General features: G+C 57.8%; 23 protein-coding genes. 12 read left to right on the forward strand and 11 right to left on the reverse strand.

The genetic code is table 11. The annotated features are described in order from the left end of the window. Positions 1–7 precede the first annotated feature (7 nt). From bioA to AC0QKW_RS04380, 8 genes are all read right to left on the reverse strand, one after another. Positions 8–1,309, reverse strand: a complete 1,302-nt coding sequence (gene bioA / locus AC0QKW_RS04345) for an adenosylmethionine--8-amino-7-oxononanoate transaminase (RefSeq protein WP_473149829.1) — start codon at positions 1,307–1,309, stop codon at positions 8–10. 111 nt (positions 1,310–1,420) lie between these two features. Further along, positions 1,421–2,275 carry an alpha/beta fold hydrolase gene (locus tag AC0QKW_RS04350; protein ID WP_473149830.1) on the reverse strand — a complete coding sequence of 285 codons (855 nt, stop codon included), beginning with the start codon at positions 2,273–2,275 and terminating at the stop codon, positions 1,421–1,423. A 2-nt stretch (positions 2,276–2,277) separates the two neighbouring features. Continuing rightward, positions 2,278–3,615: an ATP-dependent protease ATP-binding subunit ClpX gene (gene clpX, locus AC0QKW_RS04355; RefSeq protein WP_473149831.1), complete on the reverse strand. Its 1,338-nt coding sequence runs from the start codon at positions 3,613–3,615 to the stop codon at positions 2,278–2,280. 9 nt (positions 3,616–3,624) lie between these two features. Further along, positions 3,625–4,314 (reverse strand): ATP-dependent Clp endopeptidase proteolytic subunit ClpP, encoded by a 690-nt coding sequence (gene clpP, locus AC0QKW_RS04360; RefSeq protein WP_473149832.1) that lies wholly within the window; start codon positions 4,312–4,314, stop codon positions 3,625–3,627. A 195-nt stretch (positions 4,315–4,509) separates the two neighbouring features. Continuing rightward, complete coding sequence (gene tig, locus AC0QKW_RS04365) at positions 4,510–5,976, reverse strand: trigger factor (protein ID WP_473149833.1); 1,467 nt, start codon at positions 5,974–5,976, stop codon at positions 4,510–4,512. A gap of 274 nt (positions 5,977–6,250) precedes the next feature. After that, positions 6,251–7,984 carry an alpha/beta hydrolase gene (locus AC0QKW_RS04370; protein ID WP_473149834.1) on the reverse strand — a complete coding sequence of 578 codons (1,734 nt, stop codon included), beginning with the start codon at positions 7,982–7,984 and terminating at the stop codon, positions 6,251–6,253. Positions 7,985–8,036: 52 nt separating this feature from the next. Further along, a complete protein-coding gene (locus AC0QKW_RS04375; RefSeq protein ID WP_473149835.1) occupies positions 8,037–8,429 on the reverse strand; it encodes a VOC family protein in 393 nt (130 codons plus the stop codon). A 171-nt stretch (positions 8,430–8,600) separates the two neighbouring features. After that, a complete protein-coding gene (locus AC0QKW_RS04380; protein WP_473149836.1) occupies positions 8,601–10,298 on the reverse strand; it encodes a DUF6930 domain-containing protein in 1,698 nt (565 codons plus the stop codon). A 470-nt stretch (positions 10,299–10,768) separates the two neighbouring features. On the opposite strand from AC0QKW_RS04380, the gene AC0QKW_RS04385 reads away from it, so the two are divergent. From AC0QKW_RS04385 to AC0QKW_RS04425, 9 genes are all read left to right on the forward strand, one after another. Further along, entirely contained in the window at positions 10,769–11,125 is a 357-nt protein-coding gene (locus tag AC0QKW_RS04385; RefSeq protein WP_473149837.1) for a HesB/IscA family protein, read from the forward strand. A 151-nt stretch (positions 11,126–11,276) separates the two neighbouring features. Beyond that, positions 11,277–11,693, forward strand: coding sequence for a tetratricopeptide repeat protein (locus tag AC0QKW_RS04390; protein WP_473149838.1), 417 nt, complete (start codon positions 11,277–11,279; stop codon positions 11,691–11,693). 278 nt (positions 11,694–11,971) lie between these two features. Next, positions 11,972–12,964, forward strand: coding sequence for a thermonuclease family protein (locus AC0QKW_RS04395; protein WP_473149839.1), 993 nt, complete (start codon positions 11,972–11,974; stop codon positions 12,962–12,964). 112 nt (positions 12,965–13,076) lie between these two features. After that, positions 13,077–13,304: an addiction module protein gene (locus tag AC0QKW_RS04400; RefSeq protein ID WP_473149840.1), complete on the forward strand. Its 228-nt coding sequence runs from the start codon at positions 13,077–13,079 to the stop codon at positions 13,302–13,304. Then, a complete protein-coding gene (locus AC0QKW_RS04405; protein ID WP_473149841.1) occupies positions 13,301–13,579 on the forward strand; it encodes a type II toxin-antitoxin system RelE/ParE family toxin in 279 nt (92 codons plus the stop codon). The genes AC0QKW_RS04400 and AC0QKW_RS04405 overlap by 4 nt, the downstream gene beginning before the upstream one ends. An 81-nt stretch (positions 13,580–13,660) precedes the next feature. Further along, on the forward strand, positions 13,661–13,945 hold the full coding sequence (locus AC0QKW_RS04410; protein ID WP_473149842.1) for a hypothetical protein: 285 nt from the start codon (positions 13,661–13,663) through the stop codon (positions 13,943–13,945). A 62-nt stretch (positions 13,946–14,007) separates the two neighbouring features. After that, the gene (locus AC0QKW_RS04415) at positions 14,008–17,076 is read left to right on the forward strand and encodes a CHAT domain-containing tetratricopeptide repeat protein (RefSeq protein ID WP_473149843.1); all 3,069 of its coding nucleotides are present in this window, start codon (positions 14,008–14,010) and stop codon (positions 17,074–17,076) included. Then, positions 17,063–17,794, forward strand: coding sequence for a hypothetical protein (locus AC0QKW_RS04420; protein ID WP_473149844.1), 732 nt, complete (start codon positions 17,063–17,065; stop codon positions 17,792–17,794). Before AC0QKW_RS04415 ends, AC0QKW_RS04420 begins: the two co-directional genes overlap by 14 nt. Positions 17,795–17,807: 13 nt before the next feature. Next, on the forward strand, positions 17,808–18,524 hold the full coding sequence (locus tag AC0QKW_RS04425; RefSeq protein ID WP_473149845.1) for a hypothetical protein: 717 nt from the start codon (positions 17,808–17,810) through the stop codon (positions 18,522–18,524). Positions 18,525–18,568: 44 nt separating this feature from the next. On the opposite strand, the gene AC0QKW_RS04430 is transcribed toward AC0QKW_RS04425, so the two are convergent. Next, on the reverse strand, positions 18,569–19,270 hold the full coding sequence (locus tag AC0QKW_RS04430) for an MBL fold metallo-hydrolase (RefSeq protein WP_473149846.1): 702 nt from the start codon (positions 19,268–19,270) through the stop codon (positions 18,569–18,571). A 172-nt stretch (positions 19,271–19,442) separates the two neighbouring features. On the opposite strand from AC0QKW_RS04430, the gene AC0QKW_RS04435 reads away from it, so the two are divergent. Both AC0QKW_RS04435 and AC0QKW_RS04440 read left to right on the forward strand, forming a co-directional pair. Continuing rightward, positions 19,443–20,906, forward strand: a complete 1,464-nt coding sequence (locus AC0QKW_RS04435) for a site-2 protease family protein (RefSeq protein ID WP_473149847.1) — start codon at positions 19,443–19,445, stop codon at positions 20,904–20,906. A 37-nt stretch (positions 20,907–20,943) separates the two neighbouring features. Next, the gene (locus tag AC0QKW_RS04440) at positions 20,944–21,339 is read left to right on the forward strand and encodes a hypothetical protein (RefSeq protein ID WP_473149848.1); all 396 of its coding nucleotides are present in this window, start codon (positions 20,944–20,946) and stop codon (positions 21,337–21,339) included. A 250-nt stretch (positions 21,340–21,589) separates the two neighbouring features. Here the strand turns inward: AC0QKW_RS04440 and AC0QKW_RS04445 are convergent, their stop codons facing one another. Both AC0QKW_RS04445 and btpA read right to left on the reverse strand, forming a co-directional pair. Beyond that, entirely contained in the window at positions 21,590–22,510 is a 921-nt protein-coding gene (locus tag AC0QKW_RS04445; RefSeq protein WP_473149849.1) for a vitamin K epoxide reductase family protein, read from the reverse strand. 129 nt (positions 22,511–22,639) lie between these two features. Then, positions 22,640–23,485 carry a photosystem I biogenesis protein BtpA gene (gene btpA, locus AC0QKW_RS04450; protein WP_473149850.1) on the reverse strand — a complete coding sequence of 282 codons (846 nt, stop codon included), beginning with the start codon at positions 23,483–23,485 and terminating at the stop codon, positions 22,640–22,642. Between the two features lie 256 nt (positions 23,486–23,741). Between btpA and rimO the strand changes: the two genes are divergently transcribed. Then, positions 23,742–25,094 carry a 30S ribosomal protein S12 methylthiotransferase RimO gene (gene rimO, locus AC0QKW_RS04455; protein WP_473149851.1) on the forward strand — a complete coding sequence of 451 codons (1,353 nt, stop codon included), beginning with the start codon at positions 23,742–23,744 and terminating at the stop codon, positions 25,092–25,094. The last annotated feature ends 40 nt before the right edge of the window (positions 25,095–25,134 follow it).

The following is a 25,134-nucleotide window of genomic DNA, read 5'->3' on the forward strand; positions in this document are numbered from 1 at the left end:
AACTCTCTCAGTCGCCGCTGGTTATTTCAGCGGCGACTTTGCCTATGGCGCTCGTGATCTGCCGCAGCTGGGCTGGCTCAACCAGGTATGGCGGCATCGTGTAAATTAACCGGCCAAAGGGGCGCAGCCACACCCCCTGGGCCACAAACTGGGGCTGTACCACCGCCATATCCACCGGCTCGTGCAGTTCAACCACGCCGATCGCCCCTAAAACCCGCACATCTTTCACCGCTGGCAGGTGGCGGCAGGGGGCCAGTTCCTGCTTAAGCTGGGCTTCTAGGGCCACTATTCTGGCGGCCCAGTCGTAGCTCTCTAGCAGGGTCAAATTTTCTAGCGCTACGGCGCAGGCCAATGGATTGCCCATAAACGTGGGGCCGTGCATAAATACCCCCGCTTCCCCCTGGGCAAAAGTTTCGCTAATGTGGGTCGTAGTCAGCGTCGCTGCTAGAGACATAAATCCTCCGGTCAGCGCCTTGCCAACACAGAGAATGTCAGGATCAATGCCCGCATATTCGCAGGCAAAGAGCTTGCCCGTGCGGCCAAAGCCTGTGGCAATCTCATCGAGAATGAGCAGTACGCCGTACTGGTCGCACAGCTCTCGCGCCCGCCGCACGTACTGGGGGCTGTAGATGCGCATGCCCCCCGCCCCCTGCACCACCGGCTCAAAAATAGCGGCGGCAATCTCACCATGGTGGCGTTCTAGAATCGCTTCAAAGCTGGCGATATCCCCCTCGTCCCACAATCCTGCAAAGGAAATCTGAGGCGCATCGGCAAAATACTGCTCCACCAAACTTTTGCGAAACAGATGGTGCATACCATTCACCGGGTCGCACACCGCCATCGCGGCAAAGGTGTCGCCGTGATAACCGTTGCGAACAGTGAGAAAATGCTGCTTCTGCGGCTTGCCCCGGTTGTGCCAGTACTGAATCGCCAGCTTCATCGCCACTTCCACCGATACCGAGCCGGAGTCGCAGAAAAAGACGTGCTGCAAGGGTGCTGGCGTGATCTGCACTAGCTTGGCGGCGAGTTGCACCGCAGGCTGGTGAGTCAGCCCGCCAAACATGACGTGGCTCATGTGTCCCATCTGATCCTGAGCCGCCTGGTTGAGCCGAGGATGGTTGTAGCCGTGAATGCAGGTCCACCACGACGACATGCCGTCGACTAGGCGTTCTCCCGTCTCCAACTCCAGGTAAACGCCCTGGGCTGACTTCACCGGAAAAATTGGCCCTGAGCTGGGCATTGCCGCGTAGGGATGCCAAACATGACGGCGATCGAGCGCCAACAGTTGGTCAATGGGGAGTTTATCCATCGCAAAGAAACCCAGTAAAGCCGTCCCCTCCTGGGAGGGGTGCCCGGAGGGCGGGGTGGGTTTGGGGGCTAGGCTGACCCACCCCTGCCCATCCCAGGAGGGGATAGTTTTTTACTCAAGAAACTGATTTACGTATCCCAAATAGGTCTCAGGATCTTCCAGCATCGGGAAGTGCCCGGTGTTTTTGACCAGAGCGTACTCAATTTTGGGGTTCAATTCTGCTGCTGTGCGGCCTAGCTCTGCTGGGGTAATTTTGTCAAACTCTCCCGACACTAGCAGCGTCGGCACCGCAATTTTCGCGAACTCGATCGGCATCACTTCAGTCGCCTTCTTGCTCACTGAGGTGAAAATAGTGCCCAGGGCTGTGGCGTAGTCAGCGTTTAAGAAATCTTCCAGAAACGCGATCTTCTCAGCGGCGGGGATGGGGCGGCTGAGGAAACGGGCCATAAAAAAGCGCGGGGCTAGGGGAATTTGCCCCAGCCACTTGGGCCGAAAGGCCACCACGTAGCCACCAAACTTATAGAACGCCTCAAAGGCGGCTTTATCGTACTCAAAAATGCCGTTACAGGTGAGGATGGCCTTCTCCACCCGGGCCCCATACTGGTTCAAAAAGTACACTGCCACCGATGCCCCCATGGAGTGGGCATTGATGGAAACCTTGTCTAAACCCAGCGCATCCAGCAGAGCAGCCAGGTCATCGGCGTAGGTATCGAGCTCATAGCCCCGCGCCGCCGCCGCATCCTGCTGATCAGCGGCAATGATTGATCGCCCAAAGCCGCGCATGTCGTAGAGCAGGCAGTCGTAGCGATCGCACAACGCTGCCGCCGTACTCTGCCAATAGCGAGCCGACCCAGCCCAACCGTGAATGAACACCATCACGGGTTTGGTCGATGCCGGATCGTGCGGCGTATCGGTAGTTACCCACTCATAGTAGTGGTCAATATCGTTAACCCGAACGTAGGTCATGACTAGGCAGACTCGGGCTTAGGCATGGACGAGGGATGCACCAGCAGGTCGGCGGTAGAGCGCTGCTCGACCATTTCGCGGGTGATGGTGCAGCGCTTCAGGTCTTTGCGGGAGGGCAGCTCATACATGATGTCGAGCATTAGCTCTTCGATGATGCCGCGCAGAGCCCGAGCCCCAGTCTTGCGGCGATAGGCTTCCCTAGCGATCGCCCGCAGGGCATCGGGCTTAAACTCTAGCTGCACATTGTCCATCAGCATCAGCTTTTGGAACTGCTTCACCAGCGCGTTCTTTGGCTCGGTGAGAATCGCCATCAGCGATTCTTCATCGAGCGGCTCTAGCACCGAGGTCGCTGGGATGCGGCCAATGAATTCTGGAATCAGGCCAAACTTTACCAGGTCGTCAGGTTCTAGATTGCGCAGCACATCGGCGGTGCGCTTTTCGCGGGAGAATTGGCCTTCGCCAGGCTGCACAAAGCCAATGGACTTTTTGCCGATGCGCTGCTCAACAATCTTCTCAAGCCCGACAAAGGCACCGCCGCAGATAAACAGAATATTGCTGGTGTCAATCTGAATGCAGTCTTGGTAAGGATGCTTGCGGCCACCCTGGGGCGGCACGTTGGCCACGGTGCCCTCGAGCATCTTTAGCAGCGCCTGCTGCACGCCTTCTCCAGACACATCGCGGGTGATAGAAGGGTTTTCGCTCTTACGGGCAATCTTGTCGATTTCGTCGATGTAGATGATGCCGCGCTGGGCTTCTTCAACATCTAGGTCAGCCACCTGGAGCAGGCGCAGCAGAATGTTTTCCACATCTTCGCCGACGTAGCCCGCCTCGGTGAGGGTGGTGGCATCGGCCACCGCAAAGGGTACTTCGAGAATGCGGGCCAGGGTTTGGGCCAGCAGCGTCTTGCCGCAGCCCGTCGGGCCAATCAGCAAAATGTTTGATTTTTGCAGTTCAACTAGATCCTCGGCGGCTTCCCCTTCGACACCCTGGAGGTAGCTAAGGCGCTTGTAATGGTTGTAGACCGCCACCGACAGCACTTTTTTGGCCTCGTTCTGGCCAATCACGTGGTCGTCGAGATAGTTCTTGATTTCCCTGGGCTTAGGAATTTGGCCAAGGGAGATTGCTGGAGCTGTTTTGGGACGATCGGCGGCAGGCTCGCGACGGGGCACGGGCTGGGCGATCGCCGTGCCCGAGTCAAACAGCTCTTCGTCTAAAATTTCGTTACACAGGTCAACGCACTCGTCACAGATGTAGACTCCCGGCCCCGCAATTAGCTTGCGCACCTGCTCCTGAGACTTGCCGCAAAATGAGCACTTGAGATGGGAGTCGTACTTAGACATAAAATGGCCCTAGTTTAGTGCAGTCATAGCGACGGCTGTGGAAAGCGATTGCTTCTCGACAACGTCGTCGATGATGCCGTAGTTTTTGGCTTCAGCGGCAGACATGTAGAAGTCGCGCTCGGTATCAGCCTCAATGCGATCGATCGGCTGTCCGGTGTGGTGGGCGATGATCTCATTTAGCCGCCCCTTGTGGTAGAGAATCTCTCGTGCCTGAATCTCAATATCAGTAGCCTGCCCCTGGGCACCACCTAAGGGCTGGTGAATCATAATGCGAGAGCTGGGCAGTGACAGACGCTTGCCCTTGGCCCCAGCACAGAGCAGAAAAGCCCCCATGCTGGCGGCTAGCCCAAAGCAAATAGTCACCACGTCAGGACGAATCTGCTGCATGGTGTCGTAGATCGCCATCCCCGCCGTGACGGAACCCCCAGGGGAGTTGATGTAGAGCTGCACATCTTTCTCCGGCTCTTCGGCATCGAGATAGAGCAACTGGGCCACGATTGAGTCAGCTACTTCGTCAGTGACCGGAGTGCCCAAAAACACGATACGCTCCCGCAGCAGGCGAGAGTAGATGTCAAAGGCGCGCTCTCCCCGCCCTGACTGCTCAACCACAACGGGCAAAATATTGTTGATTTGGCTGGCGTTGAGGGCAGACTGGCTCAGACTCAAGATGGGGCTGCTCAAAGGGTTCGATGCAATCATAATGGGTTTGCGCGAGATTTCAAGGGTTTGAAGATATTGCTTTACCGAAGCCCCGCAGCCAGAGCAGGGCCGATTGCCTGGCAGATAGTTAAATGCGAACCATCGGTTGGCCTACCCGTCATTATGCCCCAAAATTTTAGGTTCACGGGGGCAGCCCAGCCGATGGTTGCCTAAATCAACAGAACAGTGCCGATGCTAGCTTTCTGTCGCCGCCGCCTGCTTAGCTTTGGCCTTGGGCTCGTCGTCGTCGCTATCGGCATCTGCACTGTCAGCATCTGTGGCGACCACCTCAACGGTTGCCTCAGATGCATCAACGGCTTCGGCTTCGGCCTCGGCCGTTTTGAGACTGCCCTCGGGCACTAGCTCAACAGTGTTATTTTCCTCTAGCCAGGCCAGAATTTTTTCCTGAAGCAGTTCTTCAGTCAGTACCTGTTTGAGGCGATCGGGATCAACTTGGCTGGGATCTTCGATCTCGGCCATAGCTTCTTTGATCTTCTCTTGCAGGGCCTCTTCTTCGATTTTGATGCTCTCTTGCTTGGCCACTTCGCCCAGGGCTAGGGTGCGGCGCAGGCGATCGATGGCCTCGGGGCGAGTGCGCTGGCGCATGCCGTCTACCAGCTCACGAGTCAGCATTTTGTTGACGTCAATGCCCTGGCGGCTGAGCTGCATGATGGTCTGTCTGAGCAAAAAGTCTACTTCTTGCTGCACCAGGGTGTTGGGAATTTCGGCTTCTAGATGTTCGACCAATGCTTCGATTAGAGCGGCATCTTTGTTGGCTTTGGTTTTTTCGTCGGCCTCTTCCTGGTAGCGCTCGGTAAGCGAGGCCCTCAGCTCCTCAATGGTTTCAAATTCGCTGATTTCCTGGGCAAAGTCGTCGTCGAGGTCGGGCAGCTCTTTTTCTTTGATTTCCTTCAGGGTGATGGCAAAGACCGCTGGCTTGCCCGCTAGCTCGGCTTGAGAATAGTCGTCGGGGAAGGGCACTTCGACATCCTTAGCTTCTTCGAGGGCCATGCCGATAATGCCTTCTACAAAGCCCGGAATGAACCGGCCCTCTTCTAGCTCTACCTGGAAGTCGGTGCCAGAGCCGCCCTGAAATTCTTCAAACTCGCCTGCCTCGGTCTGTACCTTGCCGACAAAGTCGATCACAGCCACGTCACCCGCCTGGGCAACGCGATCTTCGATGGGCACCAGGGTGGCCATGTTGTTTTGGTACTGGCTGAGGGTCTTGTCAACCCGCTCTGGGTCGGGGAGAATCTCTTCAGCCTGCACAGAAAAACCCTTGTACTGACTCAGGGTGACGCGGGGCGGCACATCTACGGAGGCCTGGATGGTAATGGGCTGACCTGGCTCGTACTGACCGATTAGCTCCTCAAAGGAGCTTTTGAGCTGATAGTTGCCGATCGCATCGATTTCTTCCTGTTTGATCGCCTTATCGACGGCATTTTGCACCAGTTCTTCAATTACTGCCGCCTTAAACTGGGTCAGCCCAACCCGCTGCAAAAAGACTGGTTTGGGTACCTTGCCTTTGCGAAAGCCCGGCACGTTCACCGTCCGCATCATCTTGCTCAGCACCTGATCGTAGGTTTTTTGAGATAGATCGGCGGGAATTTCAATTTCTAGGCCTACCTGGCTGTCGGGCAGTACTTCCTGGGTAACTTTCATGGGGTCTTTTTGCTAACTAGACGGCGACTGCGCGGCCCTAAACCGGGCAGAGTAAGGTTCCTTGAGAAGCTGGCAAAACTAGTACAACGGGCTGAGCTCGCTGGAGATAGAACCCTGCTTGGGAAACTTTTGGCGCAATTATCAAGCATACTCTATCGTTGAAGCCTCGGGGTTATTCCTTGGCTTTAGTCCATATTTTTGTGCGTCCGAGGGCGTGCTCCCTGGATATGTGCGCTCTGGGTGGTAGGGTCAGGCGACCCTGAGTAGGGGCTATTCACTCAGTGGGCGGCTCGCTTGAGGGTTTGTCGGGCAATTCTAATGGGTTGAGACGCTCGTCGAGAGGCTCGACTAACTCTTGGTCAACCTCAACTCCGGCATTCACCATAAATAGGCGAAAGGTTTCGCCCTGGCTGAGGTGATTGGCGTAGCCCGATCGCAGGTAGAGGCCGTAGTCGGGGCGGCGGGCCACGTAGCGACCGACAAAGGCCAGCCCAATGGCGTTCATGTAGCGATCGATGTCTTCGGGCTCAGCTAGGGTCACCCCTGGCAGAGTAGTGAGCAGGTGCGACAGGCCCGCATCCAGGGCTGAAAAATCGACGTGGGCCTGCCCCTCAATCAGCGCTAGGGATCGACTGTCGGTGGTATACCAGGGAAAGGTAAGAAACTGTTCAAACACCGCCGGAGTGGCGGGATCGTAGCTGCCTGCAATCACCATGACGGGCACCGTCACAGCGGCTAGCCCCTCGGGGCCAAAAATGCTGCTGTTGACCGGGTTGATCAGCAGCACCGAGGTCACCCTGGGGTCGCGAAACCGGTAGGTCTGCTGGGGCAGCTCTAGCGCCTGGCACTGCAACAGCAGCGAGATATTGAGGTGAATAAAGCGGCGATCGCAGGCTTTTTGGAGATGGGGAAAGTTGATCTCCGCTCCGGCCACGGCCAGGGCGGTGTACCCCCCCAGGGAGTGGCCCCCCACCCCCACCTGGGTTAGGTTTAGCCGCCCCTCAAACTCGGTGGGGTTGAGGCGCTCTAGCTCGTCGAGCACAAAGGTAATGTCGAGGGGGCGATGGATGAATTCTTGCACCTCAAACACATCTTGGGCTAGCCCCGCTTGAAAGTTGACCACCTGTTGGGCATCGCTGCCGGGGTGTTGGGGCAGCACTACCACAATGCCGTGGGAGGCCAGGTGGGTGGCCCATTGCCGCCAGGCCTCAGGTCTAGAGGACAGCCCGTGAGAAAACACCATGACCGGTGCCTGCCCCCGCCACTGCCGGGGCCGCACCATATCGACATAGAGCTGGCGATGGCCCCCTGGGGCCGGTCCTTGACCATCGCGCTGGGCATCGGTCAGGTCAAACCGCTGGGTTTGCACTCGGTAGGGGCCAGGGGCCGTGAGGTCACCGAGGGTGGTGTAGTCAAGGGGGGTGGTCTGGCTAGTCTGCTGGATGGTGAGCGCTTCTAGCTGAGCAATGGAATCGTTGGTGGCGTTGACAATCTCTTCCACCGCCTTGGCTACTGCTAGGGCATTGTTGACGTCAATCTGCATATCTGTGGGCAGCGATCGCACCACATTTAGGGCCGACAGCCCCTCCGGCGAAGTCGCCGCCTGAATCAGGGCCGCCCGCAGGGCGAGCTTGCCATTGCCGCCGCTGCGAGTCTGTAAGATAGCGCCCACCTGATCGAGCAGGTCTTCGCCCAGGCCGGTGTAGAGAAAGCGCGACAGCAGTACGCCGTCTATGGGTAGGGGGCGATCTAGGTTTTGCCGCAGGACTTCCTGTTGAGCTTCACTCAGCTTCGCTGCATTGAAGTAAAAGGCTAGGTCTTCGCTGACGGTGCCCTCGGTAACCAGGGTCTCTAGGGAACTGGTGCGGATCGATCGCTCCAGCGGCCCGTAGCGCAAAAAGATTTCTTCGGCGGCCTGGCTGGGCAACCCGGCCAGTAGAATGGCTCCCCCCAGGGCCCAAGGCAGGCCTGGAAGGTTTAGCCCGGTGGTGAGGTGTTGCCAGGTCATCTAGCCCTCTACTTTTCCTCCATACTGCCACGGATTTACAGCCCTCCATGCCCTAGACAGCCGCCCTAGACCCTTGGTGCAGAATTAATCGATTGCCGTCGGGGTCGTAGGCGTAGACCTCGCGCCCGTGGGAGGCGGTGAGCACAGGCCCTGGCGGTGGATAGCCCAGGGCGGTCAGGTGAGCGATCGCCTCCTCCAGATCCTCCACCTCCAGACACAGGCTCATGGCCCCACTGCCAGGGGCGCTAAACTGAGCCGCCTGGTCAGTCCTGGGTTTAAAGATCCCCAGCTTTATCCCTGGTAAATGGAACTCAGCGTAGCGATCGCGCTGGTAAACTCTAGCCTGCTGCCCAAATAACTCGCCGTAGAAGGCTACTAGAGCCTCAAATTTTGTACTCGCAAGGGTGATAAAGGCAGTCGTGCAACTTAGGGATGCGATCGCCAAGACTCTCTCCGCAGTTCAGGTGAATTTGCCGACGCCTTGGTTGAAGGTGGGCACTGCCCACCCTCCGCGATCGCATCTAGGCTATGGGGCATGCCGGCTTGGGAGGCATCCACCCAAGCCCCTAATGAAAAACTCAACACTCAGACTTCAAAACTCTCTTTAATTCTCCGCCTACTCCAACTCCCACTCCGCTGCGTACTGCAACATCAGCGGCGGCAGGTTAAGGTCTTTGGGCGTCTTACATCGGGCCTCGAAGATACCCAAAATATCTTTCACCGCGGGCTTGCCCTTGCTGCTGCCGGTGACCCCGCAGGCAATCACCACCGCACAGTTGCCGTGGCATTCGCCCTGCCACTGGTGCCAGCGCTCTAGCACCTGGCGATCGGCGCTCCCGGCGGTTTCGTACTCGGCAAACAGGTGCAGCTCGCCGTCGCCAGTTTGCAGCAGACCCAGCTCAAAGGCGTCGCCGCTAAAGGGGTCGTTGCCAGGGTTAAAGCACACCGCCTGCACCCCCTGAGCCTGCTGGAGCTGCTTGATCAAGGTTTTGGCCTTGGGCCGCGATGTTTGAATCAGCACCACCGGCAGGGTAGGCTCTTCGGCGGTGCCGTTACAGACTGCAACAGGGAGGGCCGCAACAGCTGTCTGGGGCTGAAAAGTCACCAGCGGATCGAGGCCAGCGGTTTGCAGCATCTGCCGCCGCATCTGGGTGAGAATGATGATCGCCCCCTCAGGCACATAATCATCGCGCAGCACCGGAAAGTTCATCCTGCTTGGGGCGTCGTCCTCATCTCCCAGGGCCAGATCAGTTTCGGCCAGCAGCTCTGCGGTGACGTCGGGTAGGGTTTTCACCGTTACGCTCAGGGTGGCAGTCTTGATATTCTTCTCGGGGTTAGGAATTTTGTAGGTGCCCTTTAGCGCTTTGAGGGGGGGCTTTTCGAGCTGAGACCGATATTTGGTGACAAAGCGTTTGATCGCCTCCATCGCCACCAAAAAAGTGGCCCCCTCTTCGTCAACCAGCTGGCTACGCATGCCCTCTAGGGGGTGAATGCTGCCAAAGTCGGGCTCGATGGCCTCGGGAGCCGCCGCCAGCCAGCGCACCGGCTGCGGGGCATCGATCAGGGTTTCATCGTCAAACAGCTCAAAATTGAGGTAGAGGCAGTCTTGCTCTAGAAAGGCCTCCTGCATTTGTTTGGGAGACTGCTGCCTCATCAGCACCCGCTGGCGAAACTGCTTGAGCGAGTCGAGGGATCGGTACATCAGCAGTCCGTACTCCACGCCGCCCATGCCCAGCATCGACACGTAGAGGGTCTCGACATCCCAAGCGTTGAGCTCGACAGCGAGAATCTGCTGCTCATTCAGGCTATTCCAGGGGGCCAATTCCCAGATTTCCATGGCCTGGTCGATCATGGCTTCGGCGTAGCGAGGGGGCAGCTCGGCCTCGGCCATCTCGGCAGACTGCTGTAAGGCGTTAAACAGTTCGTCGATTAGCGGCAGATCGGGGGCGTAGTCGATGGCAATATCGAGGCCTTGAAGCACACCGCGCAGGTAAAACTGAATCTCGCGATCGCTGACCACAATCTTTTGCGGGCGAGCGGGCGGCAGGTTGCCCTGGGGCGACTCAATGGCTTGCAGCAGTGTGCGCACCACGGGCTCGTAGCCGCTGGTGGTGGGCACCATGGTCAGCCCCCGTACCGCTCCGTGGCTGCTGTCGACCCAGAGAATGCAGTCGCTAGTTTCGGTGTGGCGCTGTCTGAGCCCACCGTCGTCATCCATGAACCCGCCTACCGAGCGGCGATCGCCCTCCCAAACGCTAGCTACGCGGGGCAGCCGCTTCAGGCGATCGATGGTAACGCGGTTCAATCGGGTCATGGGCTAAGGGTAACGATGGAACGACAGCCAAGGCCAGCATTTTAGGCTAGCACCAGCGCAGGGCTTTGGTTAGCTTAGAGCATTGCATCTCAAGAAATATCTCGTTGATAAGACGTGTATGTAAGACGCAAAATCGGCCCGTTGAGCCTATTGCAGCCAAACCCTAGAGAGGCCTTCAGGCTAGAGCACCCTAGCCAAGTTTAAGCGCCAAGGGCTAGCTGGAGTCGGGCGTAGTTTGCTGCGGCCTGGGGGCAAAAACCAGCCCATGCAGCCCGTCGCCCCACCGCCAGGCCGATCAAACCTAGGCCGAATGCATAAAACAGCTGCATCAACTATAGAAAGTCTCGGGGGTAACATCTAAGGCAACGCCCCGAAAGTGTTAGATTTCAAAACAATTTCTCTCGGTCTCCCCTAGGTAGGGGTGACTCTGACTATGATTGAAGGTGTTGTACTTACATCGAAAGGTTGCCATGGCTCAAGCCACCGAACAAACCCGAGGCATTTTGATGTCAGAAACGGCCCTTCGGCACGTCAAGGCGCTCCAGCAGTCCCAGGGCGACAAAGAGCTTTGTCTGCGGGTGGGGGTGCGCTCTGGCGGTTGCTCCGGCATGTCCTACACCATGGACTTTGAAGACCCCGCCAACATCAACGAGCACGACGAGGTCTACGACTACGACGGCTTCCGCGTGATCTGCGACAAAAAGAGCCTGCTCTATCTCTATGGCCTCATGCTCGACTACAGCGACGCGCTGATCGGCGGCGGCTTCCAGTTCACCAATCCCAATGCGGTGCAAACCTGCGGCTGCGGCAAGTCTTTTGGGGCTTAAGCTTTAACCCACAGCGCTGAGGATGGGGCAAGTCCTTTGCTCTGGAATGAGGGGCAAAGGGAGTTTGCCTAACTGAGCAGAGCCTACGTGCCCAGTTTATAGGGCTACATTTTGTGCTTTGCTGGATATCGCTTTAGATAGTTCTTAGACCATGACTCAAACCGTAGAAACGCTGTTCGATGAAGGCATCGAGCGCTATAAAAAGGGCGAAGACCCTACTGAGCTGATTCCGGTATTTAAAGAAGTGTGCGATCGCGCCCCTAAGAGCGCTGCTGCCTGGGCCTGCCTGGCCTGGCTCTACCTGCTCACCGACAAGCCCACTGCGGGCCTCAAAGCCGCCCAAAAAGCCGTCAAGCTCAACCCCCAAGACCCCCAGGGCCGGGTGAATCTAGCGGTGGCTATGCTCGATGCGGGCAAGCCCGGCGTACGCGATCATATCGAAATTGCCAGCCAGGTCATGACCGTGGCTGACGATCTCAAAAAAGAAGTGATGGACAGCATTGACGACGGCCTCGCCCGCAAACCCGACTGGAAGAGCCTGGCGCGGGTGAAGCAGTGGCTTGAGTAGTAGACCGGCCCCCATGGTTTTAGCGGTGTCCTCCGCACCATGGTTTTGCTAACAGAGCCATGCTTATCATTTGACCATGGTGTGGCAATGCTAAAGCGTTGCCACAATGAAGCTGTGGCTAAAGGTGTAGCGTCTACCACCCCAGAGTGGTGAGAAAACTCACCCGATTATTCACGGCCCTAACTATGTCTCAGCCCTGTGCAAGCCGTTCTTGGACGGCTCTTCACCAGAGCGTATCTGCCCTCGCATTGTCAATGGTGCTGTCAAGCTGCTCAGCTTTGCCTAACGTTGGGGCTGGTAGAGCCAGCTTCAATCAGGCAGAGTCGGCTGCTGAGGCATTAGGTCATGGGTCTAGCGGGCAAAGCCCCTCGCCTGGCGGGGTTTCTGCCGAAGCCCAATGGCAGCAGCGCTACGGCCAGGCTCTGGAGCAGGGGATGGTGGCGGCGGTGGCCACCCAAACCGCCCAGTCAGCCAGCGATTGGCAACAGGTAAAAAAACAGTGGGAAGGAGCGATCGCCTCCCTGTCCGCGATCCCCACGACTAGCGACCTATTTGCCACCGCCCAGCAAAAACGCCAGGAGTATGAGAAAAACTTGGCCTATGCCGCTGAGGTGGCCGAGGCAAAAACCTTGCCCACTGCCACAGTAGTCTCCGTGGGGGATGGCGACACCCTACGAGTTCAAGTCCAGGGTGATTCTGTCACCATTCGCGTCGCCTGCATTGACGCACCTGAAACCAATCAAGCCTTTGGCCCCGAGGCCTCGCTGCGGCTGCGGCAGTTGCTCTCAACTGGGCAACCGGTACAGGTGCGGGCGATTGAGCGCGATCGCTACGATCGCACCGTGGCTGAAATCTACAGCGGTGGTCAATCTGTAGGGCTACAGCTGGTGCGCGAGGGCTACGCCGTCGTCTATGAGCAGTACATCTCGGGCTGCGCCGCCACCGCTGACGACTACCGCCAGGCTGAGTCTGCCGCCCGCAACGCCCGCCGCAACTTCTGGAGCCAGGCCACCCCCACCATGCCCTGGGATTTTCGTCGGGGTGGGGCATCCTCAACCCCCATTGCTCCTCCACCGGCTGTTACGCCAGCTCCCGTTAACCCATCTCCAGCGGCGGCCCCAGCCAGCCTACCCGCCTGTGTCTCTAGCGACTGTGACTGTGGCGACTTCACCACCTGGGAGCAGGCCCAGACGGTGCTCAACGCCGCCCCCGGCGACCCCCATCGCCTCGATGGCGACAGCGACGGCATCGCCTGCGAAAGCTTGCGATAGATTGTACTGAATTCTGTTGTGTATTAAGAGACACTCTATTTCTTGCTGCGCTTTAGGTACTGTGCCTTACGCTAGATTAGGTAAGACGCACAACTCTACTGTGTACTGACCGATGAGCAATCATCCTCTCCTGAAGCTTGACATCTCAGAACTCAGTATTGCTGAGCGGATCCAATTGGCTGAAGACCTTTGGGATAGTATTCTGGACAACTCAGAGGAATTGGTGTTGAGCGAAGCTCAAGAGCAAGAGCTGAATCGACGGTTAGAGCAGTATCAACGAGATCCATCCGCTGGTTCAACCTGGGAAGAGGTGAAGCAACGCTTAGGATTGTCTCAATGAGCTACCGTCTCATTATTCGTCCCGAGGCAGAATTGGATATTCGAGCTGCGTTTGAGGGGTACGAAGCCCAAACTCCAGGTTTAGGGTCTGAGTTTATTCGAGCTGTCGATACTTGTTTGTCGGGCATAGGGCGTAACCCGTCTGCCTATCCTAGGGTCTACAAACAAGCGCGGCGATCGCTCCTCCGGCGGTTTGTTGTTGAGCAGGAGTTGATCGCGGTGGTGGCCTGTTTTCATGGCAAACGCAACCCAAAATCTTGGCAAGACCGACTTTAGTTTTGCTGTACGGGAGCGGTGCGATCGCACCTGAACTGACCAACCCATTTTTCTGCTCTGTGTCACTTGCCTTTTACCCCTATGCTGCATCGATTTTGGCAATGGCTTCGGCGTCTGTGGCAGCGGTGGTTTGCCCCGCCGCTGCCCGCCCCGTTGCCTCTGCCCCTGCTGGATGATACGGGCTACGAGTTTTTGTTTATGCAGGCGATGGATGGCCTGGCGATGGGGTGGTCTGAGCGCCAGGTGCTAGCGCATTTTGGGGAACGGGTGGATGACCGCTGCTTTGCCGACTGGCTGCGGCGGTTTGGTTATGCGCGCCCAGGCGGGAGGTGCTGCGGGAAACGAAAACCCCATCTGTTAGAGTAGAGCAGCTGTCGCAGGACGTGGTGAGTACCCATGCTCCCCAGAGGAACGTAAGGCAATAGAGAATGCACCTCACAGATGCTGAGCAAACCTCTGAAAAGTTTATTCAAAAATCTGTTGAAGCTTTTCAATGTGGCGATATAGCTCGGGCATTGGCTACTGTAGAAAACGCTATCCAAGTCGCCCCAAACTACTATCTAGCTTGGGGAACTAAGGGTGTTTTAATGGCTACGGCAGGAGACATTGAGGGAGCGATCGCCTGCTATGATACCGCCCTAGCTCTCAAACCCAACGATCATGAAATGCTTAACTGCAAAGGGGCAGCACTGTTTGCTTTAGGCCAGCATGAGGCAGCGATCGCTTACTTCGATGCCGCCTTAGCCCTCAAACCCAACGATCACAACGTGCTCACTAACAAAGGGAATACGCTGTGTGACTTGGGACTTGAGGATGGGGCCTCAGCAAGGCTAGCCGAAGGAATTGCCTGCTACGATGCCGCCTTAGCCCTCAAACCCGACGACTACAACGCACTCTCCAATAAAGGGCTAGCGCTGTATGCCTTGGGCCAGTATGAGGCAGCAATTGCCTACTACGACTCTGCCTTAGTTTTTAGGCCCGGCGATCACACCACACTTCATAACAAAGGGAATGCGCTATATGCTTTAGGGCGAGAAGAAGGAGCATTAGCGAAGGTGTCCGAAGGGATTGCCTGCTACGATGCCGCTTTAGCCCTCAAGCCTGACAAGTACACAGCGCTCTCCGGTAAAGGACTTGCGCTGTATGCCTTGGGCTACAAGGAACAGGCACTCGCCTGCTGGGATGCTGCCCTAGCCCTCAAACCCGACTACGACGATGCACTCTACAACAAGGGAGTTGCGCTGGCTGACTTGGGCCAGTGCGAGGCGGCGATCGGCTGCTACGATGCCGCATTAGCTATTAAACCCGGCTTCCACGACGCGCTTAATGGCAAAGGGGCTGCGCTGGCTGACTTGGGCCGATATGAAACGGCGATCGTTTGCTACGATTCTGCCTTAGCCCTTAAACCCGACTTCCAAGACGCGTTCAACGGCAAAGGGAATGCGCTGTGTGACTGGGGACGAAAAGAGGGAGACTTGGGGAAGCTATCCGAAGGAATCGCCTGTTACGATTTTGCCTTAGCCCTCAAACCCAACTTCTCCGACGCACTCTATAACAAAGGGAATGCGCTGTGTGACTGGGGACGAAAAGAGGGAGACTCGGGGAAGCTATCCGAAGGAATCGCCTGCTACGATGCCGCCTTAGTTCTTAAACCCAACTTCCACGAAGCCTGGATCAACCGAGGCGCTGCAGCCGGAGACTCACGGCAATGCCAGACTTCCATGCGCTTCACCTTGCCAGCGGCATTACAAGATCCAGCCCTCGACCAGCGGGGCTACCCAGGGGAAATCTCGGCTTATCAAGCGGGGTTGCGGCAAGTTTCTCAGTTGACAGACCCGCTAGGTTGGGGGCGCTTGCATTGGGCAATGGGGCGTGCCCACTACTTTCACGGGCGCTTTACCGATCAGGCCAGCCAATTCTTTCGGCAAGCCATTGCCGAGTACAGCCAAGCGCTTACCACCCTGACGGCTGAGGCGTTTCCGCAAGATTATTTAAAGGTGCTGCAAGATGCCATTCGTGCCCACCTGGGGTTGGGCGATGTCGACCAAGCGGCTAGGCTGCGAGAGCAGGGGTTAGAGACCTTTCGCAATTTGCTCAATAGTCAAAACTCTCCTCGTCAGCGAGAGCAGCTAGAGCTACAGTTTTCTGGCTTTAGCCAGCTGGCCGTAGACCTGCTGGTGCAGCAAGGCTCTATCACCGCTGCCCTAGAGGCCGCCGATCGCTACAAAAATCGCACCCTCACCTGGATGCTCGACACCTGGCGAGACACTATCCCCAGCCCCAGCGTGGCCGAAATGGCGACTCTGGCCAGTGGCTCCACCGCCCTGGTGCAGTGGCACCTCAGCCCCGATACCCTCACCCGCTTCGTAGTGCTGCCTGGCCACCCAGAGCCCCACATCACCGCCTCGGTGCAGCCCTCCCAAAAGCTAGATACCTGGCTCAAAGCCTGGGATGCCGACTACAACGACTACCGTGCCAAGGGCAAAACCGTAGAGGCCTGGCAGCGACAGCAGCACCCCTGGCGGCAAAACTTGCAAGCACGGCTAGCCGCCCTGCGGGAGATTCTAGACATTCCTGCTCTAGAGCAGAGCTTGACCGAGGCAGGCATTACCCACTTGCGGCTGGTGCCCCATCGCGATCTGCATCGGCTGCCCATTCAGAGCTTGTTTACTGCGCCCTTCACCATTTCCCATTTGCCCAGTGCTCAAGTAGGGCTAACCCTGCGGCAGCAGGCCCCCTTTTGGCCCATCACTCCCCAAACGCCCCTGCTCAGCATTGAAGAACCTGCCAATGCCGAGCTTGCCCCCCTGGTGTTTGCTGAGATCGAGTCGGCGCTGATCGCCCAGAGCTTTGCCCAGCCCACCCGCCTGGCCGCAGACGAAGCCACCGAGGCCAGGGTGACAGCGGCGCTGGCGGCGGAGTCTACCCTGGTGCACTTTACCGGGCATGGGTTTTTTAATGACCGCCAACCCCGCCAGTCGGCCCTGGCCCTGGCGGGCACCGACCAGCTCACGGTTGAGACCATCCGCAATCTGGCCCTGGGGGGCTGCGGCCTGGTTAGTCTAGCCGCCTGTGAAACAGCGGTGACGGGTACCGAAACCATTCAGACCGAGTATGTTGGGCTGGCCAGCGCCTTTCTCAAAGCCGGGGCCAGCGCCGTGCTCAGCACCCTGTGGACGGTAGAGTCGGTTTCCAACGCTTGGCTGATGGTGTACTTCTACGAGCAGCTTCAGGCTGGGGCATCTCCAGCGGTGGCGTTACAACGGGCGCAAGCCTGGCTGCGGGCCGTGACCTATGCAGAGCTAGTCACTTGGCTAGAGACTCACCTCACCCCAGCCCTCAAAGCAGCCGATGGCAGCGTTTACGATTTCCTAGCCATCGAAATTCGAGAAATCCAGGCCAGTGCCGATAGAATGGAAATAGCCCCATCTCCTTACAGCGATCCTTACTTTTGGGCGGCCTTTATTCTCACCGGGTTTTGCGATGAAAGCCACTGATGCCCTCACCCTAGAAGCCTGCCTGATCGCCCTAGCCAAGCTCGAAACTGAGCTGCCGATCGAGCTGCACCAGCAGGTGCAAGACCTAGGCCAGGCGCTAGAAGCCCAAGATCCCCAGGCGGTAAACCAACTGCGGGAAGTGGTCATGGGCCACAATGACCTGCGCCGTCACTACGACGTAGCGCGGATGACCCTGCAAGAGCAGTACCGCAGCCAAGAGCGAGCCAAGAGCGGGCAGCTTGTCAGCGATGACGCCGATACCCTAGCGCTAGCATCTATTGCTGCGCCCATTTTGCGGGCCGATGACTTTCGCAGTGCGGCCCAGCGGCTGCTCAAGGGCAGTGGGACGGGCCGCACTAGGTCGCTCTGTCAGCCTGACCTACAGCCATTTTTGCAGGCGCTGCAACGCACCGTTGCCACCCTCGACCCCCTCTCCGTGCGGCTCATGAAAGAGCTAGAGCGCAAGCCTGCCACCCTAGAGAGCCTCTCCCACGGGTTGAATTTGGGCCTCGATCAGGTACGAGGCATTACCCACCGTCTGCGCAATAACGGCTACGTTAGCCCCCTTACCAGCGGCTTTTTAAACATGGTGCTGCCCCTGTTTGGCGTGTATCCCCACAAATCGGCTCAGCTCGATGACCACACCTTTCTCACCCTCACTGCCAAGGGCTATTTCAAACTCAACCCGGTGATAGTGTTTCACCGAGAGCAGGCTTGATGGGGTGTTGGGTGTGATGCAGTGGGTGTCGATGTGGTGGGGCTGGCTGGCGGTGGCGGCCATTCCCGGTGGGCTCAATACTTGGGTAGCTATTGACGAGCTGTTTGAGAAATGCCGTCTTCTGCCTTTCTTTAAACCCCACCATAGCCCTGGATTTTGGCTGTGGGCTTGCTTACAGTTTGCGTTTCCATCGGTGTTGTTTGCGCTAGCGGTGGAGCTACAAAACCGTCCGGCCATCGACTCGGCGCTGCTAGGACAGGCGCTGGCCTTTGGCATGGGGTTTTTGGTGGTGTTTAACAGCCGCACCGACATCGCCAAGCTACCCACGGTCGATCTTAAGAACCTTTACAACTCGCTGATTCAATACGCCTATAAGCAAATTGCCAACCAGCAGACAGGGAAGACCGCTGCCTTTGCTGCTGATGTGGAAAGTGACTTAAGGCAAAGCAATGCAGATATTGAAGCAGGCTTTCAATATCTGACGGCCTATTTTGCCCGAGATGTTTCCCTAACATCAGAGGCTAAGCAGGCATACCAAGAACGAGTGCAAACGGCACGGACCAAGCCCACCCGAGATGAGGTGGTGGTGGCTATTTTAAGTCTGCTGGAGGAAGTGCGCCGGGCAGATCTGCCGGAGGCGCTGCGGCGGTTTGGGGTGGCAGAGAGGCTCATTCAGAAGTATTTCCCTCGGTCTTTTAAGACCAAGGGCCAGAGGGATTTTAGATCATAACCTGGGTCTGCCTGGCTCTAACTGCTGCGAAAAAGATTAGGTGGTTAGAGCAGAGGTTGAGATTGGCGGTAGGTAGTAATGTCAATCGCTTGCAGCCGCTCGTAGGCGCGATCGATGGTGCGCTGGCCGCGCAAAAAGCCGGTGCTGGCACCGGGGCAGAGGTGGGTTAGGGTGTCGGCGGCAAAGCGGGTTTTGAGCGCTTCTACCTGGTGGAGCTGCCGGGGCCAGTGAAAGGTTTTTGCTAGGCGCAGGGGTTCTGGGTCGCCCGCCTGATTTGGCAGCAGGTGCCGCCCGGTAAATAGCACCCCGCCGTGGTTGCTGTAGTAGAGGCAGGCGGAGCCGGGAGAATGCCCCGGCGTCCAGAAGGCCTCTAGATGAGGATGAGGCGCAAACTTAAAGGAGTGGTGAAAGGGAGTCGTGGGGGTATCGGGCAATAGGTAGGCTTCTTGCTCCTGGATCACCACTTCGCAGTTTAGGGCTTTTTGCACAGCCGCCGATCGCCCCAACCCGCCCCTGTGGGTGATAAACAGCCAGCGCACCCCGCCCTGGGCCACTAGCCACTCGCGGCAGCCCTCATCCCAAAGGGGGGCGTCGATCAGCAGGTTGGCCGATCGCCCCTCGGCACTGTTGTTTACAATAAAATAAGCGGTGCCTCCCTGGGTGTCTCGGTTGGGTGCAAAGGCGTACACGGTGTCAAACACGAGCCGTGGCGGTTTAAAGGTAGCGGGCTGAGGAGACGGAACCAAGGCTGAGTCTGCCATAGAGTTGAGACAGGGAGGTCACTGTGTAGGGGACAAGGTCAGTAGGTGAGAAACACCAGTGAAACGCCTATACTAACTGAACCGTGCTCCCCCCGACTGAGTCAACTGCCCTACCCAGTGGCTCTGGTTTTCATCGTTGCACTCCAATGGCTACTTGATGGTGTTTTTCTGGCTCTTAGTTTTAGGTCTGGTGACCTACGTGATGCTCCAGCGCAGCGTCAGCCGCATCACTCGTACCCCCGTGTGGCTGCTCTGGCTGGTGATGATGCTGCCTGCACTGATTCTTACCGGCTGGGTGGTGGTCAACGGCAGCGAAGAGCCTGCTCCTACGGCGCTGCTACTGGGTTTGTTTATTGTCTGCCCGCTGCTCTACTGGGCGCTAATTCAAAAAGGGCGCATCCCAGTACCTGAGGCTGCCAAGGCCGACTCCGCTGAGGCGAGTCCGGTCTTACCTGTCGCTGCTAAGCCCGCTCTGCGGCCCATCGACAAAGACGAAGAAGCCATGCTCCAGGGGTGTTTTCCTTGGTCGGTTTACTATCTACAAAATATTGAGTACCGCCCCCAGGCGATGATCTGCCGAGGTCAACTGCGGTCTTCGCCGACCCAGGCTTACGACACTGTACGCCAAAATATTCGGCAGCATTTCGGCGATCGCTTTCTCGTTCTCTTTCAGGAGGGGTTGCAGGGTAAGCCAGTGTTTGCCCTGGTGCCTAACCCCCAGGCTGAAGGCGGCGATCGCTCCAAGCCTCTGGCGCGGCCTGGCCTGGCCCTGGGGCTGCTGCTAGTGACTCTGTTTACCACCACTGCCGTGGGCACCTATCTGGCCGGTGTCACTGAGACTCAGCTGCAAGAGACCCCCGCTCTGATTTTGCAAGGGCTGCCCTACGCCGTCAGCCTGCTGATAATTTTGGGCTGCCACGAGATGGGGCACTACCTGATGGCCCGCCGCTACGCCATGCGAGTCACCCTGCCCTACTTTATTCCGGTGCCGTTTTTTCTGGGTACCTTTGGCGCTTTTATTCAGATGAAATCGCCCGTGCCTAACCGGCGCGCCCTGTTCGACGTGGGCATTGCCGGCCCGTTGGCGGGGCTGGTGGTGGCGGTGCCGCTGCTGCTCTGGGGGCTGGGTCAGTCTACGGTGGTGCCCATTCCCGAAACTGGCTCTAGTCTGCTCAACTTTGAGGCTCTCGACCCCAAGGCGTCGTTGATGTTGACGTTGTTTTCTAAGCTCATGCTGGGGTCGGCGGTAGCGGCCGATCAGGCGATTCACCTGCACCCGGTGGCGATCGCCGGCTGTCTGGGCCTAGTCGTTACCGCCCTCAACCTGATGCCCGTGGGCCAACTCGACGGGGGGCACATTGTCCACGCTATGTATGGCCAGCGGGTGGGTAGCATTGTCGGACAGGTATCTAGGCTGCTGGTGTTTGGCCTCGCCCTGGTGCACCCAGAGCTGATGATCTGGGCCATTCTGCTGTTTTTTATTCCTGCTGCTGACCAGCCCGCCCTCAACGATGTCAGCGAACTCGACGATCGCCGCGATTTTTTGGGGCTGCTGGCCCTGACGCTGTTGGTTATGATTGTGCTGCCAGCCCCAGGTATTCTCACTCGGCTGCTGTATTAGCCAGGGCTAGCTGAGCCCGTCATTTCTGGTAATCACCATGGCCCAAGACGACCTCACCCAGTGGATTGCTGAGGTACGCACCCTCCAGCGACAGCTCACTGACACCCAAAAAGACCGCGACCAGGCCTACAACAGCGCTGCCAACTGGCGTCGCCTCTACGAAACCGAGGCCCGGCAGCGCCGTGAAGAGTCCGCAGAGTTTCAGGCTCAGATCCAAGACCTGCGTCAGAGCCTCTTGGCGTCACCGGCTGCGGCTCTGGGTCAAGACTTGGCCGCTGCTGACTCGCTTCAGGGTCTAAAGCAGCGGTTAGAAGGCCTGGTCCAGCGTTGCCAAGAGCTTACCCAGCTGCTAGAAGCTGAAAAACAGGCCCACAGCCAAACCCGCCAAACCCTCACCGCCGCCCTAGGCGACACTTTTGATGCCCTGAAGTAGATCAGCTGTTGGCCCTGGGCACCTGCTGGAAAATATTTCCTGAATGGTTGGCAAGGGTGAGCAGTGCCCACCCTACGGCGACTACAGTTGCTGGGCTAAAGCGAGAACCCTACTGGTCAAGAAATCGCTGTGGGTCTCATTCCAAGTCCGAGCCACACAATCTCGATTCAACACCGAGACTTAGTAGGGAGCATTGCACTGAAATGCCCCTACAAGTCAGAGGTATACGGCTAGGGTGTGGGATTTGCCCTTATCGCCGAAAGTCTGTCGGGCCGCTGTAGCCCGAGAGTTCGGCTAGGCGCTGGAGGCTCTGAGTGCCAGAGTAGAACTCGCCATTGATCTCCCAACTGGGGAAGCCCGTGATCTGCGGCTTAGATCGGCAGAGGGCGGTCTGGGGATTTTGCCCGTCTTCAGCGCACTCTACGATATTGAGTGCTTCGACGGCTTCGGCACCAAATAGCTGCTTTTGGTCGTGGCAGTGGGGGCACCACCAGGCCGCATACATGACCGCGCCAATATCGTTGAGGTGCTTGGCCAGGGCCACTTCGGCGGGTCCAGAGGCCGTGGTAATCGCTGGGCCTGCCTGCCCGGCTACCTCGCTGCCAGAGCTGTTGCTGGCATTGATCGGCGCATAGACAGCCAGGGTTGCCGTCACGGTCAAGACGCCGATGATAATGCCCATAAATGCTAGCTGCCCAAAGTCATCCCAGCCTTTGCCAAATAGGATGATCAAAAACATCGACAGAGCAAACAGAGCCGAGCCGACGCAATAGGGACAAAATTCTCTCAGCTCAAAGGCCAGTACCGTCATCAGGTAGCCACTAAACACCACCATGGCGGTGGCCAGCATAAACATCAGGGGCCAGGTCCATGCTTCTAGCTTTTGGCGCAGGGGCTTGTTTTTGTCAGTGCTGATCAGTAAGGGAGCCACAGCGAGGGTCACCATGGCGGCGTAGGCTAGAAAGCCAAACAGGGTCAGCGGCAGGCCAAACACGGTGCCCCAGGGGCTAGAGAGCACGCGATCGCATCCCTCCGTGGGACAGGTGCCACCACCCAAAAGCTTGCCGACGGTGAGATAGCCGGTGCCCAATGCCCCAACTAAGGCGATACCGGCTACCAGCCAGCGTGACCAGCGATAAATCCAACGGCTTTCCTGACGACGACGTCTCATGATCCGCCTCTCTTCCAAAACAATTGACCCATACTCTACAGACCCACCGAGGGCTAAGATCGGCTTGCCCAATCGGTGCCTACTTCAGTGTCTATATTAGTGCCTCAGTCTGGCGATCGCAGCAATCAGCTAGGGCGCCACCATCGAGGGCAGAGTGAGGCTGTCTTCAGCGGCTGTCAAACTCTCATGCATAGCCTCGACAAACTGGCCCACGCGAATGGGGTCGATGGGCTGATTGATATCGCCCTGGCGCTTGAGCGAACTGGCCACAATCACCCCATCGGCGGCTTTCATTAGGGTGCCAATGTTTTCCCAGTCGGCCCCACTGCCGATAAAGACGGGGTGGCTGCCCGCCGCCGCCTTAGCGAGTTCTAGATCTTCGAGGCTGGGGGGGCTACCCGTAGCCCAGCCTGAGAGAATAATGCCGTCGGCCATACCCCGGTGAATGGTTTCTTGCACCGCAGTGGTGAGATTGGGCGACCCCAGGGGACGGGCATGCTTGACCAGCACATCGGCCAAAATTTTTACCGAGCTGCCTAGCTCTCGGCGGTAGCGCAGCAGATCATGGGCACAGCCCTCGATCAGCCCCTGGTCAGTGGCCATCACCCCAGTCAGCACATTGACGCGAATAAAGGCTGCGCCGGTACAGGTGGCGATCGCCAGGGCGCTGCGAGCATCGTTGCGCAGCACATTGAGCCCAATGGGCACCGTGACTAGGGTTTGCAGCCGCTGCACTACCAGGCCCATGGCACTGACTACCGCCGGGTCAACCGGCCCCTTAGTAAAGGGCGCATCAAAGAAGTTTTCTACGATGATGCCGTGTACACCGCCTGAGGCCAAAGCCGTGGCCTCTTGCTCAGCGCGAGCGATCACCGCCTGGAGGTCGCCCTGCCAGCGGGGAGAGGTGGGTAGAGGCAGCAGGTGCAATACCCCTATCACCGGGTTACGGGTGTTAAAGACTTCGATTAAGTCCACGTTGTTTTGCCTGGACTCGCCTAACGTACAGAACTACAGAAGATTGGGCCTAGCCTGCCACAGCGCATTCAGGCCCAATCCACCCTATCAGCATATCAATCCCTGGGACGCCAATTGGGACACCCTAGGCTTTTGTGATGTATTATTTATGAGTGTTAATTTGTATTGCCCCCTGGTGCCATTGCACAAAGATTTTGCTGGGCAATTCGTCAACACAGGATTGATGGATGCCTAAGCACTGAGAGATAAGGACACCATGGGGCTAAAGCCAACGGTCGCGTTCAATCATTTGGGCTGCGAAAAAAATCGAGTTGATACTGAGCATATGCTGGGCCTGCTGGTGCAGGCGGGCTATCAGGTCGACGCCAACGAAGAGCTAGCCGACTACGTGGTGGTTAACACCTGTAGCTTTATCGAAGAAGCGCGAGAGGAGTCAGTGCGCACTCTCGTTGAGCTGGCTGCCGCCCAAAAGAAAGTGGTGATCACCGGCTGTCTAGCCCAGCACTTTCAAAACGAGCTGCTCGAAGAAATCCCTGAGGCTGTAGCTCTGGTAGGTACTGGCGACTACAACCGCATCGTCGAAGTGATCGAGCGGGCCGAAGCGGGCGAACGGGTAAAGATTGTCTCACCCGAGCCCACCTACATTGCCGATGAAACCGTACCCCGGTACCGCACTACGGCTTCCAGCGTGGCCTACCTGCGGGTAGCTGAGGGCTGCGACTACCGCTGCGCTTTTTGCATTATTCCCCACCTGCGGGGTAACCAGCGATCGCGCCCCATTGAGTCGATCGTGGCCGAAGCCCACCAGTTGGCCAGCGAAGGGGTGCAAGAGTTGGTGCTGATCTCCCAGATCACCACCAACTACGGCATGGACATCTACGGCAAGCCCCGCCTCGCCGAGCTGTTGCGGGCTTTGGGCGAGGTCGATGTTCCCTGGGTGCGGATGCACTATGCCTACCCCACCGGGCTTACCTCTGCGGTGATCGACGCCATTCGCGAAACCCCCAACGTTTTGCCCTACCTAGATTTACCCCTCCAGCACTCTCATCCCGAGGTACTGCGGGCGATGAACCGCCCTTGGCAGGGGCAGGTCAACGACGATGTGATTTATCGGATAAAAGACGCTCTGCCCGAGGCCGTGCTGCGAACCACGTTTATTGTGGGTTTCCCTGGCGAGACCGAGGCTCAATTTGAGCACCTGCTGGCCTTTGTTGAGCGCCATCAGTTTGACCATGTCGGCGTGTTTGGCTTCTCCCCTGAGGAGGGCACTCCTGCCTACAGTCTGCCCAACCCGGTGCCGGTCGCAGAGCGCGATCGCCGCCGTGAAGCCCTCATGCTGGCCCAACAGCCCATCGCCTGGGAGCACAACCGTGCCCACATTGGCCGCACCGTCGATGTGCTGATCGAACAAGAAAACCCCTCCCAGGGCATGGCGATCGGGCGATCGGCCCGCTTTGCCCCCGAGGTAGATGGTCTCGTCTACGTCACTGGCACCGCCCCCCTAAATCAAATCGTGCCTGTGACCATTACCGCTGCTGACACCTATGACTTGTTTGGCGAATTGGCTGTCGTGCCCTCGACCGAGTCTGCTCTGAGTCTGGCCCACTGATCTTTAAGTAACTCGCCGATTGTCTCCCCCTAAGTTTTTA

The organism is Pseudanabaena sp. PCC 9330, assembly GCF_055795045.1.